Here is a 14,119-nt window from a genome sequence, read left to right as displayed (position 1 = left end):
CAACAGGGCCTGGATTGAGCCTGGTTGCCGAAGATCCGGCGTGATAACTTCACGTTCTGTCATAACGGCGTTACCGACTCGACGGGGGTGGTCGGTGGTGGTGCACGGGCTGCCCGGAGTGGATGAACCGGACGCGACCAGGGCGCAACTCATCGGAAGACTGGTCGAATTCCTCTGTGTGCAGGACTTCGTGACCGACCGCGACCAATGCGCCCAGTTCATCGCCTTCGCCGCCGAACAACTCGGGGCGGAGTTCACCTACCGGCGCCAGAATCCACGCGCCGACATGTTGTTCTTCGTCAGGGACCTCCTGCGGTACGAAACCGGCCTCGGAGCCCTGGCCTTCACCGCCGGCGTCATCGGCGGACCCGAATGTGCCGCCCATCTGGCCCGGCTCTCGGAAGCCGTCCGGCCCGACGGGACCGGCGCCGGCGGCTCGCCCGACTTCACCGACCGATCGGTGCGCGAGATCCATCGGCTGCTCGCCGACGTACGGCGCGTCGACGACGGCAGGCTGCACGCCCTGCTGAACCACGAGTTGGGCGTCGACATCCCGTACGGGCAGACACCGGCCCAGCGGTTCGACCACCTGTGCGGAGTGAACACCCAGGCCGACGGTCTGCCGCCGGCGCTGGTACTGGTCGAGATCACCGCGTTCCTGGAGCAGACGGCGCTGCGCGAAGAGCTCAGGGAGTGGTCGGACGCATGGGCCCGCGAGGTCGGCCCGGAGGCCGTGCAGGCACTGGGGGAGCGCAGGCGTGCGATCGCGGCGCTGCCGACCGCTGATCCCGGTGTGGCACGTTGCCTCGTCGTGATGGTGGAGCCCGCGGACGACAGTTCTGCCGATATCCACGTACGTCACTGGGTCAATGCCGCGCCAGGATATTGGGAGCCCGTCGCCGGTGAGGTGCGACGGACGACCCTCGAAGGACTGGCGGACGAGGTCGAGCGAGCCATCGGACGTGGTCAGAAACGCTGGGCGGGGATGCCGGTGACGGAGAGCGAACCGACTCCGCAGGTGGAGTTCGTCCTGCCGTTCTCCCTGATGAACCACGACGTGGCCCGGTTGGAGATGGGTACCTGGAGTGGCGACCCGCTGCCGATCAGTCTTCGCTACCACGTCCATCTGAGGTCGCTCGAACGCATGAGAGCGGCTCAGGGGGACGGATATCTGCCTCTGTGGCGGGAACGCTGGACACAGCTCAGGAACGCCGGTGTGGCCGAGTCGTACCGCTGGCACGGCGAAGAGGGGGAGCGGCTCGACCGCTGGCGTGCCAAGCTGATAGCGGACCCAGGTCTGACCGCGGTCATTCTCGACGTACCCGCACTGCCCGGCCTCGGTCTGGAAGCACTCGTCACCGCGATCGCTCAGGGGGTGGGCCTTGCAGCCTGGGACCGTAGAACGGACAGCCCCGAGCTGTCGGGCGAGGTGCTGACGCTGCTGTTGGCGCACCCGCCCTCGCAAATCCCGGCGAAGGTCAGCGCGTTGCGCAAGAAGGCCGAAGGGATGAATCGTGACCACTGGTCCCTCGGTAAACATCTGGCACTTCTATGGGACGACCCCAACCGCCTGGTCGACTGCGAGGAGTTGACAGCATGACCGAGCAGGTCTCGGTGGCCCAGCCCGTCACGCCCCCCTCCTGGAGGGTGTTCCACGCAACGGGGCAGCCCCCTGCCGGGGACGCCCCGCAACTGCCGCAGCCGCCGCCCTGGCGGGTGTTCGCCGGAAGCCCTCTGCAGCAACCTCCGCCCGACGACGCGCAGTCCGCGCTGCGCCGGCTCGGCACCGTGCAGGAAGGCCCGCAGTTACGCGAGGAGGAGATCAACGCGGTCAACGCCGCCCTCCTGCTCCGCCGCCCTCTTCTGATCACCGGCCCGCCCGGGGTCGGCAAGTCCACCCTCGCCTACCTGATCGCGAGGGAACTGGGACTGGGGCGGGTGCTGCCGTGGAGCATCGTCAGCCGCACCACACTGCGCGGCGGGCTGTACGAGTACGACGCCATCGGCCGGGCCCAGGCCATCGCCGCCTGGCGCGCGGAGGGCGCGGCCGAGCCGGAGAGCGATACCGGAAGGGCTCCTGACCTCGGGGATTTCGTGACGCTCGGCCCGCTGGGGACGGCTCTGCTCGCGTACGAGCGTCCTCGTGTTCTGCTCGTCGACGAGCTCGACAAGAGCGATATCGATCTGCCCAACGACCTGCTCCACGTCCTGGAGAACGGCAGTTACGAGATCCCGGAACTGGTGCGGGCCAAAGTGGCCGAGGTGTCCGTCTTCACCGACGACCCGCAGGGCCGGGCCGTCATCGAGGCCGGTCGGGTCGAGTGCTCGGAGTTCCCCGTCGTCGTGATCACGAGCAACGGCGAGCGCGAGTTCCCGGCTGCCTTCCGGCGTCGCTGCCTGCCGCTGGAGATGCGTCCGCCCAGCCGTGAACAGCTGGTCTCCATCGTGGTGAGTCACCTGGGCCGTCGCCCCGAAGGCATCGACGACCTCGTGGACGACTTCGTCAGGCGCCTGGACGGAGGGGGAACCCAGTCCGTCGACCAGTTGCTCAACGCGGTGCAGCTCACCACGGCTCACGGCTTCCGCACGGACGGCGACGGGCTCAAGCTTCTCGAGATGCTCCTCCGTGATCTCTCGAAAGGCCGATGATGCACGGCTCGCCACGGGAACGCGCCCCGGACGCGGAGCCCGCGCCGAGCGGCGGCCACCTCCGGGAGACGGACGGCGAGGCGAGCTGGCAGGACCTCGCCGACGCCGTCTGGCTGGCGGCGGCATGGCAGCGGACCGGCACCCGCACGGACGGAGGGGAGCATCCGGACCCCGGGCCTCCACCTGACGGTTCGCCAGAGCTGTCGACCGATGTCGCGGCCCCGTCCATGGAGCAGGGGGCGCCGGAGATCGTGCCCCTCCGAAGCGGCGGCGCGAACCTTCACGGTGCCGAGGTCAGCGGCATCGAGGAGAGCCGTCAGGGCCTGCCCGAATCGGTTCTTCCGCACGAGACGCGCCCCGCCCGCCCCGCTGTGCCGCTGCGCCTGGCCAAGGCCCTGCGAGGCTTCGGCCGACGGGTCCCCTCGCGCCGCGAGAGCAAGCTCGATGAGGCGCGCACCGCGGAGAACGGTGTCATCGACGGACTGTGGATCCCCTACCTCGATCCGGTGCAGGAGCGCGCCTTCGATCTGATGCTGCTCGTGGACAGGGCGCCCACCATGGCCGTGTGGGACAGCTCCCTGCGCCGGCTGTCCGACGAAGCGGTGCGCAGCGGTTCCTTCCGGGACGTCCGCACGGTCGACGTCACGCTGCCGGGCGGGGACGCACCCGTTCTCCGCTGGCCCGGCAACCGGCGCGCGGATCCCGCCGAGCTGCTCGACGGTCGCGGGTCGCGGCTCTTTCTCGTCGTCACCGACGGGCTCGCACCCGGCTGGGCGGAGGGTGGCGCCGACGAACTGCTGGGGCGGCTCGCGTCGTCCGGGCCGACGGCGCTGGTCCATCTCCTGCCGCCGTATCTCCGCCACCGGTCCTCGGTCTACCCGTTCCGCGCACGGCTCGACGCCGCCGGGTTCGGATCACTCAATCGCCACGTCCTGTGCCATCCACCGCAGGGCGTACCCGAGCACGCACACGTCCTGCCCGGCACCGGGGACGGATCGGTGGCCGTTCCTGTGCTCAGCCTGCGCCCCGGTTCGTTCCGGGCCTGGGCCGACCTGGTCACAGGGGAACGCGGTGTACGCCGTGCGCTTCCGGTCGTACTGGCCGGGGCGATGGCCAAGGGGGTGTCCGCTCCCGGCCTGCGGACGCCGAGGCTCGACGGGCCGCGCTCGGCGGCGGACGCCGTACGAAGGTTCTTCTCACTGGCCAGCCCGTTCGCCCGACAGCTCGCCGTCCTGCTGGCCGTGGCGCCGGTGCGGTTCGACGTCATCGAGGAACTGCGGGACCGGGCCCTGCCCGAGACGCGCCCCGAGCACCTGTCCGAGGTGCTGATGGGCGGCCTCATCGACTGGGACCGGGACGGCGAGGGGGGACCCGACTTCGCCGACGGCATACGTGAGGCCCTGCTCGCCACCGGAAATCGGACCCAACTCGCGCACGCGGTCGGCCTGCTGGCGGAGTCGCGAGCCGGCCGTGACCACGGCATACGTCTGCGAGCGGCGCTGCGTGACCCGGTCGGGGCGGCGCTGCCCGACCGTGAAGGGGGGCCGGCCTGGGTACGCATCGAGGTCGCGGTGCTGCGGGCACTGGGGGGCCTGCCGTACCGGCGCCGGGCCGCGCAGTTGAACCAGGGGCTGTCGCGTGGCGCGGGAGCGCCGACAGAGGGGACAAGAGATGATAAAGAGGCACCTGATGTGAATGAGAACGGCCCCGCTTCCCCGTCGCAATCGACGGTTCCACCTGGAGGATCTGTGTCGCCGACGACACCACCCGTAGACACCGAACCGGATGCCCGGAGGGTCGACGAGCGTACGCACACGACGGCGCCGGAGCTACGGTTCGTCCGAACGGGCCAGCCCAAGATCATGGGCAACGTGCCACCGAAGAACCCGAACTTCACCGGGCGGGAGAGTCTTCTGGCAGCCGTGGAGCGGCAGTTGCGGGAGGACGAGACCACAGCCGTCCTCCCGCACGCGCTGCACGGCATGGGCGGTGTCGGCAAGTCGCAGATCGCCGTGGAGTACGTGTACCGCCACAGCGGCGAGTTCAACGTCATCTGGTGGATCCCCTCGGAGCAGGAGAACCTGATCCTGGGGGCGCTCGCCGACCTCGCGCGCAGCCTCGGCCTGGAGGTGGGACCGCAGGCCAACGCCGCGGTGCCCGCCGTGCGCGAGGCACTCCGTACGGGCAAGCCCTTCGACAACTGGCTGCTGGTCTTCGACAACGCCGAGGACATCGAGGCCGTCCGGTCCTACTTCCCCAACGGTGGGCCCGGCAAGATCATCGTCACCTCGCGCAACCGTGAGTGGGAACGCGTCGCCACGCCCCTGAGCGTGGACGTCTTCGACCGGGAGGAGAGCGTCGCGCTCCTCCAGCGCCGCGCCCGCGGCCTGAGCTCCCGTGACGCCGACCGGCTCGCCGCAGCGCTCGGAGACCTGCCCCTCGCGGTCGAGCAGGCGGGCGCCTGGCACGCCGCCACCGGAATGCCCGTCGACGAGTACCTCTCCCTGCTCGACGAGCGCCGCCCCGAGATCCTCGAACTCGACCCGTCCCCCGACTACCCGCTGCCCGTCGCGGCGGTCTGGGACATCTCCCTGGGACGTCTGTCGCAGGACAATCCCGCGGCACGCCAACTCCTCGAGATCTGCGCCTGCATGGCGCCGGAGCCCATCCCGCTCAATCTCTTCCGGGGCGGCCGGAACGTCGAGGTCACTCCCGAACTGGACCCGGTCCTGCGGGACCCCCTGCTGCTCGCCCGCGCGACCCGCGACCTCAGCAAACTGTCCCTGGTGAGGCTGGACCACAAGACCGCCACGCTGCAGATGCACCGGCTGATGCAGAACGTGATCGTGGCCAGGATGGACCCGGAGGAGCGGGCCAGGATGACGCGGGCGGCCCACCTGCTGCTCACCACGGCCAAGCCCGGCGCCCCCGCCTCCCCCGACCAGTGGCCCGCCTACCAGGCGATCCTCCCGCACGTGATCGCGTCCGGAGCGGTGGAGAGCTCCGACGCGTGGGTCCGTGACCTCGTCTACGACATGGTGTTCTTCCTCTACTACTGGGGAGCGCACGAATCGGGTGCGGCCCAGGCCCGGCTGGCCTGGGCCGCGTGGCGCGCGCAGTCCGGTGACGAGGACCTGCACGTCATCAGGATGACCAAGCTCCTCGGCTTCTACCTACGGCTTCTGGGGCGCCCGGGCGAGGCGATCGTGCACAACGAGCGGGCCCTGGCCATCTCACGCGGGGCGCAGATCCCCGACGAGGAACTCATCGACTCCATGTGGCAGATGGCCGGCGCGCTACGGCACCAGGGTGAGTTCACACAGGCGCGCGTGCTGGCCGAGGAGGCGTTCACCCGGGCGAGCGACCTGTTCGGGCCCGAGGACCCCGCGACGCTGAGCGCGGCACACGACTACGGTGTGGCGCTGCGACTGAACGGGAACTTCGCACTCGCGCGTGAGATCGACGAGGAGACCGCGCGGCAGAGGGAACTGCTGTACGGCCCCGTGAACGGGCTGACCCTGAACACGTTGAACGGACTGGCCATCGACCTGCGTGAGGCAGGCGACTACCTGGGTGCCCGCGCACTCCAGGAGTCCAACTACCTCCCCTACGTCACCCACTTCGGAGAGACGAACGCGGCCACCATTCGTGCCGCGCTGAATCTCGCGGTGTGCCGACGCAGGGCCGGTGTGATCGAGGGAGGGGCCGCCCTCGCCGAGCAGACCCTCGAGCGGTTCACCAGCCGCTACGGTCTGAACAACACCGACGCGCTCTGCGCGGCGGTCCACGCCATGGTCGAACGCCGCCTGCACGGCGACCTCGTCGGCTCCCGTGAACTGGGGGAGCAGGCGCTGTCCGCGTACCTCAAGGTGCTCGGCGACCATCATCCCTACACCCAGTTCGCCAGGGTGAACCTTGCCGCGACCCTGCGGGCGCAGGGTGACACGGACCGGGCGGAGGCGCTGGACACCCAGGCGCTGGAGGGCCTGGAAGGCAGCTTGGGGACGCTGCACATCAGCACGCTGACGGCGGCGATGTGCCGGGCCAACGACCACTACGCGCGACTGGACTTCGCACAGGCCATGGCCGCCGACGCGGACCTGCTCCCCAAGCTCACGGAAACCGCCGGGCCCGAGCACCCGCTGACACTCGCCTGCACGGCGAACCTGGCGCTCGACCGCCGCGGCCTCGGCGACTCCGACGAGGCGGACCGGCTCAACCGCGCGGCAGCACAGGGCCTTTCCCGCCTGCTCGGCGCGAGCCACCCCTGGCACACCGCGGCCAGGCTCCACCAGCGCATCGAGTGCGACATCACTCCACTGCCGATGTGACGTCGCGAAGGACCGAGCAGTCACAGGCCCCGCCCGCCGCCCCTTGACGGCGGGCAGGGCCGCTGCACTCAGGCAACGGGGGGCGGACTCATGACCACGGTGGTCTTCATCCACGGCACCGGTGTGCGCGAACCGCACCTCGGCACGCTGCTCGCGCGGATCGTCCCGGGTCTCGCGGCAACTGCTCCAGGCGCACACGTCGTCGCGTACGACTGGGGTACGGAGCACGGAGCGGAACTCGCCGCGGACGGCTCCAGCATCCCGGCCCCTCCCGGCTCCGGGACCGGACGCGGCGCCGGAGACCTCGACGACGGCGACGAAACGGAGGAATGGGCACGGCTGTACGAGGACCCCTCGGCCGAGCTGGCCACCGCAGCCGCCGGGGCGGGCCCACGCGTCACAGCGCCCGGTGCGGCGTTCCCCGACGAACGTCCGAGGGCGCTCCTCCATGAGATAGCGGCGGAGGGTGTCTGCCGGGCGGACGCACTCGGTCCCGAACTGAGGCGAGCGGCAATCGAGTTGGCACGAAGTCCTCTCCTCCGGCCCGCCGCCGAGGCGCTGGACCGGGAGGCCCTTGCATGGGTGCTGGCCCGCGCGCTCGCCGCCGCGGTCATCGCCGCGGACCTCGCGGCCGACAGCCCCGTGCAGTGCGGTGGAGACGTCAGGGACTCCGCCGTCGCCGAGCTCGCGGAACGTCTGGGCGCCGCGCCCGCCGGTACCGGCCGCGGCCCCCTGCTCCGGATGGCCGGGCGCCCGCTCGTGCGCCTCGGCTCGCGCTACGCCGTGCGACACCGACGTGCGCTGACCGACGCCGCGCACCCGGCGGCCGGCGACATCCTCAAGTACCTCGCCAGAGGCGAGGGCATGCGTGAGGGGCTGCGCGAGCTCGTGGCCACCCTGGATCCGCCCGTCGTCCTGCTCGGACACAGCCTCGGCGGCATCATGGCGCTCGACACCCTCATATCCGGCCCGCTGCCAGGGGTCGAACTCCTGGTCACGGTCGGCTCGCAGGGCCCCTTCCTGTACGAGACGGGCGCGCTGCCCTCGCTCCTCCATCCGGATCCGCTGCCCGGTCACGTACCGCCGTGGCTGAATCTCCACGACCGCCGCGACCTCCTGGGGTACGCCGCCGAGCCGCTCTTCCCCGGCCGGGCACACGATGTGGCCACCGACAGCCGGCAGCCCTTCCCCGTGGCGCACAGTGCCTACTGGACGGATCCGGTCGTCTACCGCGCCATCGGGGAGCGGCTGCCGTGAACCGCCGGCCCGTGCCGCCGGCCCGTGTCTTCGCCCTGGTCGTCGGCATCGAGCAGTACGCCGCCGGATCCGGCTGGGACCTCCCCGGGCCCGCCCGGGACGCCCTGCGCTTCCGCGACTGGCTGCTGGCCCGCGGAGTGCCCGACAGCCAGATCCAGCTCCACCTCGCACCCGTGACCGGAACCGCCGTCGGTATTCCGTTCCACCCGGCCGACCACGACTCGCTGAGGCGCGCGTTCGTCAAGGACATCCCGGACCGCGGGGAGGATGCCCTGTGGGTGTGGTGGGGCGGCCACGGCGTGCTGGACCCGGACGAGGACACACGGCTCTACACCGCCGACGCCACGCAGACGGACCGGCGCAACATACACGTCGAGTCCGCACTCGCCCGGCTCCGAAGTGACGTGGCCCCGGGCCTCGGAGTGCAGATGTGGATGGTCGACGCGTGTCGCACCTTCGACGAGATGCACCACTTCCCCCAGTCGCTGCCCACCGAGCGTCTTCCCGCCGGGGCACGCGTCGCCGCGCACGAGCAGACCCTGATGTTCGCCGCGGGCCGTGGGCAGCGGGCGGGCAACGACCCGGAACACCGCCTCGGGTTGTTCTCGGACATCGTTCTGCGCGAACTGCCGGACGATCCGCTGCCGGAACCCCTGCCGTTGTTCGGCGCGGTCAAGGCGAGGATGAACGCTCTTCGGCAAGCGGGTCTCACCACACAGGGGCCCGGCCTCCGTTTCGAGGCGCCCAGTCTCCGTCTCGAATCGCCCGGACACCGTGAGCTCATCGGTTGGGGCAAGCAGGCGCGTCCCCGGCCGGCGGTGCCTCCGACCGCCCGGGTCGTCTCGGCCCTGATGGCGTATCCGCTGATGAGCGACCGTGACGAACGGCAGGCCCTGGTCAACGAGCTGCCCGCCGCCGTCGTCGCCCGGATGCCGAGGCACCCCATGCCGCGGACCGATGTGATCGGGATCTTCCGGGCCCTCAGAACCCGGTCGGACGATCTGTGGAAGCTGGCCGCCGCAGTGACACTGATCGATGACGATCCCGCCCGCGCCTCCGAACTGAAGGCAGCGATAGAGGACTTCCTCGCAGACCCGGGGTCCGATATGTGATCCGCTGGCGTGATCACACGGGTTTCGGGAAGGAGTTTCAGTCGTCATGATGGAGTAAACGGTGGCATCCTGTGCCACCGCACGCGAAGGGGGAGCGCGCCTTGTACCAGCCGGTGCCCGCCGACGGCACATCCGACCACCTCGAATCCGACCTCATGGACCTGGCCTCCGTGGGCGTCGCCGATGTGAGGCACCTGACCGCTCCGGACGGGGCAGCACGGCTCCTTGCCGAACTCCGCCGCGCGCGCACCAACGCGATGGGCGGCGGTGAACCGGGCCGGGCCGAGTAGGCGGGGGCGCAACGGGGCCGCCGCGACGAAACCCGTCCACGACAGGGAGCGATGTGTACGAGCCGATCCGTATGCCCGGCCCGCTGTTCGACGAGATCGCCGCGGGCGGTGGCTCTCCCGAAGCCGTGGCGTTCCTGGTCCGGGGCGAACGTACGCGTCGTCTCCTCCTGCTCCGCGAACTCCTCGATTTCTTCGACGCGGACCCGAGCGTTCTGGGGGCCCTCGAGTCCCGGGTGATCTGGCCTGTCCTGCAGGCCGCCGCCACCCGGGCTCCCGAGGCGGTCGACGCACTGCTGCTGACCCCTCAGGTCGGCAGCTGGCTCGCGCACATGCTCCGACGGCTGCACGGAACGGCGTCCGGGCCGCCGCTGTGGGCGGACGCCGGACAGATCGCCGCCGTCGCCGCGGCGGCGGCCGTCCACGCCGGGACGGACGCCGAACTCCTCCTGCCCGCCAAGGACGCGGCGGTCGGCCTGCCCGCACTCGGCATGGTCCGGCTGCCAGGCCCCGACGACGGCGCATTCCGTACGGTGCGGGTGTCGGTGTCCGGCGGAACCCTCACCGTCCGCGCGGAGCGCGGGCCGGACATCGTCGTCGCCCCGCTCAGCGAGCCGGAATCGGCGCACTGGCTACCGGTGCACCGGCTGGACACCGGCCCGGGGACGCGCGCCGTCCAGCTCGACGACCTCGACCCCTACCGTGACCTGGACGAACCGATAGCCCCTGGACGTCTCCCGCCCGAGGAACTGCGGGCCTGGCAGCAACTGTTCCGGGACGCCGTGGCGATTCTGCAACGGGGCGGCAGCGGCCCCGGCGGGCTGCGGCCCGAGGAGATCAGCCGCATCGTGCCCTGGCAGGCCAGGAACGGCGACGCGGTTCTCCCGGTGCCCGCCGAGGGGCTCAGTGCCTCCACCGGTGACGCCTTCGCCTCCATGGTGATCGCCCGCCCCGGGGACGGACTCGCCCTCGCGGAGACCCTCGTCCACGAGTTCCAGCACAGCAAACTCGGGGCGCTGCTCCACCTGTTCCCCCTCCTCGAGGACGACCGGTCCGAGCGGCACTACGCGCCCTGGCGCGCCGATCCCCGGCACCTGCCCGGCCTCCTCCACGGCGCGTACGCCTTCGTCGGTGTCACCGGATTCTGGCGGGAGCGGATCAGGGACACCGGCGCAGACCCGGACGGACGGGCGGCGTTCCTCTTCGCGATGCGCCGGCTCCAGACCCGGATGGTGCTGCGCACCCTGGCGACCCACGCGCGGCTCACCGCGCCCGGCCTGCGGCTCGTCACCCGCCTGTCCGGGACCGTCGACGGCTGGCTGAGAGAGCCCCTGGAGCCCGCCACCGTGGCCAGGGCACGGGCGGCGGCGGTCAGTCACCGGGTGGAGTGGCGGCTGCGCAACCTGCGGTGTGCCGAGGACGACACGGCCGGCCTCGTCGAGGCGCTGCGCCACGGTGCCGCCCCCGTACCCGGCGGTGGACCGCTGGTCGCGCCGGGCACCGGACGCGGGTACTGGCAGGACGACCGCGCCCGCCTCTATCAGCTGAGGGGGTTCGAGGCGGACAGGTCTGCGACCGCCGACGAACTGCTGGTGGCAGGGGACACGGATGCGGCACACGCGGCGTACACCGAACAGCTGAGCGGCACCGGTCCGTCGGACCCGCACGCGCTGGCCGGGTGGCTGTTGGCGCACACGGCCCGGTATCCGCCCGACCGCCGGCTGCTCGCCCGGCCCGAGCGGTTCGCGGTACTGCTGGGGGAGTCCCCGCCGGACCGCTGGACGCGGACCGCCCGCTGGCTGGCCGGTGGCCCGGTCTCGCGCTGACACCCGGTACGGGGACTCACGCCGGCACGGGGAGGGGGGCCGGGTCTCATCCGCGTGCGCGGAGGTACGCCTCAAGCTCCGCGGCCCCGGCCAGCATCGCCCGCCCGCGGGCGGACAGCCGGCCGTTCCAGTCCCGCAGCGCGGCCTCCAGCGGCTCCAGCCCGCCTGCCGACCGCACGTGGTCGATCAGCGGGGCGATCTGCTCCAGCGGGTAGCCGCCCCGCCTGAGCTGGTGGGCCAGCCGGGCGTCCGTCACGTCGGGCCCGTCGTAGACGCGGTACCCGGTCTGCGGGTCGCGGCGCGGGCGGACCAGCCCGGCCTGCTCCCATTTGCGCAGCGTCGCGGGCCGGATCCCGAGCTGCCGTGCCAGCGGCCCGATGAACATGCTGCCCGGCCCGGACGCCGAGGCCTGCCCGGACGCCGCACCGGGCCTGGGCGCCGCACCGGGTTCCAGGTCGCGGAGGGCGCTCTCGACGGCCTGGAGGGTACGCCGGTCGTCGAGGAGTTGGGAGTGGCTCTCGTCGATCAGGCGGAACGCCTCCTCGGCCGCGCCCCGGTTCACGGCCCGCATGATCGACGTCGCCGTCCGGTGGCCGTGGCCGGGTACCAGGGCGAGGAACGCGCCCAGGGCCCCCGCGTGCAGCGGGGTGTAGGTGCGGTAGCCGTGAGGTGTGCGACCGGCGGCCGGAAGGATGCCGGCCTCCTCGTAGTTCCTGACCGCCTGCGTGGACAGACCTTGCCCGCGCGCCAGATCAACCGGCCGCAGCCGCTCGCCACTTTGAAGGTTTGGCCCCATGGAATCGACGATATCGCGGAAAAGTCTCAACCGAGGGTTCAACGATACGGTCGAAGGCATGGCTACCGACATCAAGGACATCACCCACGCCGTCGAGGCTGCCTCCATCCTGAGGCTCCTCCCGGCCCGGCCCCGGCTGCTCGCTCTGGGCGAGCCCACCCACGGCGAGGAGACCCTGCTCGACCTGCGCAACGAGCTCTTCCGGCAGCTCGTCGAGGAGGAGGGCTACCGGACGATCGCGATCGAGAGCGACTGCATGACGGGCAGGGTGGTGGACGACTACGTCACCCGGGGCACGGGCACTCTCGACGAGGTCATGGAGCACGGGATCAGCCACGGCTGGGGCGCCTCCGCCGCCAACCGCGAACTCGTGCGCTGGATGCGCGCCCACAACGACGGCCGGCCCGCGTCCGAGCGGCTCCGGTTCGCCGGTTTCGACGGCCCGCTGGAGATCACCGGCGCGGCGAGCCCCCGGCAGGCCCTCACCGCACTCCACGCGTACCTCGCGGGCCACGTGGACGCGGACCTGCTTCCGTGCACCGGGGAAACGCTCGACCGCCTGCTCGGCACCGACGACCGGTGGACCGACCCGGCCGCGATGAGGGACCCGGCCCGTTCCGTGGGCCGGTCCGCCGAGGCAGGCCGGCTGCGGCTGCTCGCCGACGACCTGGTGGCACTGCTCGACGCACAGACGCCGCACCTGGTCACGGCGACCTCCCGGGACGACCTGTACCTGGCGGGCCTGTACGGGCGCACCGCTACCGGTCTGCTGCGCTACCACCACTGGATGGCCGACACCTCACCGGCCCGCCTGAACCGGCTGGTCACGGCGCGGGACCAGATGATGGCTGACAACCTCCTCGCCGTCGCCGCGCGGGGCCCGGCACTCGTCCACGCGCACAACTCCCACCTCCAGCGGGAGAAGAGCACGATGCGTATGGGCGGCATGCCGCTGGAGTGGTGGTGCGCCGGTGCGCTGGTGAGCGCCCGGCTCGGCCACGAGTACGCCTTCGTGGCCACGGCCCTCGGCACGATCAGGCACCAGGGAGTGGACGCGCCGGCGCCGGACACCCTCGAAGGGCTCCTCTACGCGCTCCCGGAGGACCGCTGCGTCATCGACGCCCCGCGGCTGGCCGCCGCCCTCGGGGAGACGCTGCCCGAGCGCCGCGTGTCCCCCTGGTTCGGCTACGCCCCCCTCGACCCGGCGCACCTCGCGGCCGGCGACGGCCTCGTATTCGTCAAGGACGTCGCGCGGCACCTGTGACACCGGAGGCTCGATCACCCGGACCGGTACCGGTGGGTCCCCCGGCACCGGTCAGGGTTCCGGACGCACCGTCCGCGCGGCCGTGGTGGAGACGCGCCTGCGCCGCCACCGGCCGCACACTCAGTCGAGACAGAACTCGTTGCCCTCGACGTCCTGCATCACCAGGCACGACTCGTAGTCGCCGTCGGCACGCATCAGTCGCACACGTACCGCGCCGAGCGCGACCAGTCGGGTGCACTCGGCCTCGAGTGCGGCGAGGCGCTCCTCACCGACGAGCCCGGTGCCGACCCGCACGTCGAGATGCAGCCGGTTCTTGACGACCTTGCCTTCCGGAACACGCTGGAAGAACAAGCGCGGTCCCACACCTGACGGGTCGACGCAGGCCGCCGACCCCTGATGGTCGGGCGACAGCGTGCGATCGAAATCGTCCCACGTGGCAAACCCCTTCGGCGGCGGCGGTACGACGTATCCCAGCACGTCGCACCAGAAGCGGGCGACGCGCTCGGGTTCGGCGCAGTCGAAGGTGATCTGGACCTGCTTGATCGTGGACATCGAGCCATCGTAGAGGCGGGTCCGATGCCGGGGCCATCCTCACGT

Annotated in this window: 10 protein-coding genes; 8 read left to right on the top strand and 2 right to left on the bottom strand. The window is 71.5% G+C overall.

Translation table 11 applies throughout. The annotated features are described in order from the left end of the window. The first annotated feature begins 118 nt into the window (after nucleotides 1-118). The 7 genes from JOC24_RS15655 to JOC24_RS15625 all read left to right on the top strand — a co-directional run bounded on the left by JOC24_RS15655 (nucleotide 119) and on the right by JOC24_RS15625 (nucleotide 11,462). Nucleotides 119-1,600: a VMAP-C domain-containing protein gene (locus tag JOC24_RS15655; RefSeq protein ID WP_307792702.1), complete on the top strand. Its 1,482-nt coding sequence runs from the start codon at nucleotides 119-121 to the stop codon at nucleotides 1,598-1,600. After that, nucleotides 1,597-2,649 carry an AAA family ATPase gene (locus JOC24_RS15650; protein WP_205020903.1) on the top strand — a complete coding sequence of 351 codons (1,053 nt, stop codon included), beginning with the start codon at nucleotides 1,597-1,599 and terminating at the stop codon, nucleotides 2,647-2,649. The genes JOC24_RS15655 and JOC24_RS15650 overlap by 4 nt, the downstream gene beginning before the upstream one ends. Next, a complete protein-coding gene (fxsT, locus tag JOC24_RS15645; RefSeq protein WP_205021182.1) occupies nucleotides 2,649-6,980 on the top strand; it encodes an FxSxx-COOH system tetratricopeptide repeat protein in 4,332 nt (1,443 codons plus the stop codon). Before JOC24_RS15650 ends, fxsT begins: the two co-directional genes overlap by 1 nt. Before the next feature lie 90 nt (nucleotides 6,981-7,070). Next, on the top strand, nucleotides 7,071-8,237 hold the full coding sequence (locus JOC24_RS15640; RefSeq protein ID WP_205020902.1) for a hypothetical protein: 1,167 nt from the start codon (nucleotides 7,071-7,073) through the stop codon (nucleotides 8,235-8,237). Further along, entirely contained in the window at nucleotides 8,234-9,349 is a 1,116-nt protein-coding gene (locus JOC24_RS15635; protein WP_205020901.1) for an effector-associated domain 2-containing protein, read from the top strand. Before JOC24_RS15640 ends, JOC24_RS15635 begins: the two co-directional genes overlap by 4 nt. 101 nt (nucleotides 9,350-9,450) lie before the next feature. Beyond that, nucleotides 9,451-9,639 carry an aldo/keto reductase gene (locus JOC24_RS15630; RefSeq protein WP_205020900.1) on the top strand — a complete coding sequence of 63 codons (189 nt, stop codon included), beginning with the start codon at nucleotides 9,451-9,453 and terminating at the stop codon, nucleotides 9,637-9,639. A 53-nt stretch (nucleotides 9,640-9,692) separates the two neighbouring features. After that, a complete protein-coding gene (locus JOC24_RS15625) occupies nucleotides 9,693-11,462 on the top strand; it encodes an HEXXH motif domain-containing protein (protein ID WP_205020899.1) in 1,770 nt (589 codons plus the stop codon). A 46-nt stretch (nucleotides 11,463-11,508) separates the two neighbouring features. Here JOC24_RS15625 and JOC24_RS15620 read toward each other — a convergent pair whose 3' ends face one another. Beyond that, a complete protein-coding gene (locus JOC24_RS15620) occupies nucleotides 11,509-12,258 on the bottom strand; it encodes a TioE family transcriptional regulator (protein WP_205020898.1) in 750 nt (249 codons plus the stop codon). A gap of 58 nt (nucleotides 12,259-12,316) precedes the next feature. Between JOC24_RS15620 and JOC24_RS15615 the strand changes: the two genes are divergently transcribed. Beyond that, nucleotides 12,317-13,522 (top strand): erythromycin esterase family protein, encoded by a 1,206-nt coding sequence (locus JOC24_RS15615; RefSeq protein WP_205020897.1) that lies wholly within the window; start codon nucleotides 12,317-12,319, stop codon nucleotides 13,520-13,522. A 120-nt stretch (nucleotides 13,523-13,642) separates the two neighbouring features. On the opposite strand, the gene JOC24_RS15610 is transcribed toward JOC24_RS15615, so the two are convergent. Next, complete coding sequence (locus JOC24_RS15610; RefSeq protein WP_205020896.1) at nucleotides 13,643-14,074, bottom strand: VOC family protein; 432 nt, start codon at nucleotides 14,072-14,074, stop codon at nucleotides 13,643-13,645. Between the last annotated feature and the right edge of the window lie 45 nt (nucleotides 14,075-14,119).

It is taken from the genome of Streptomyces sp. HB132 (genome assembly GCF_016909575.1).
GTDB lineage: Bacteria > Actinomycetota > Actinomycetes > Streptomycetales > Streptomycetaceae > Streptomyces.
Note: the sequence above shows the minus strand (reverse complement) of the source record. Positions and strands in the feature narration are given on the sequence as shown.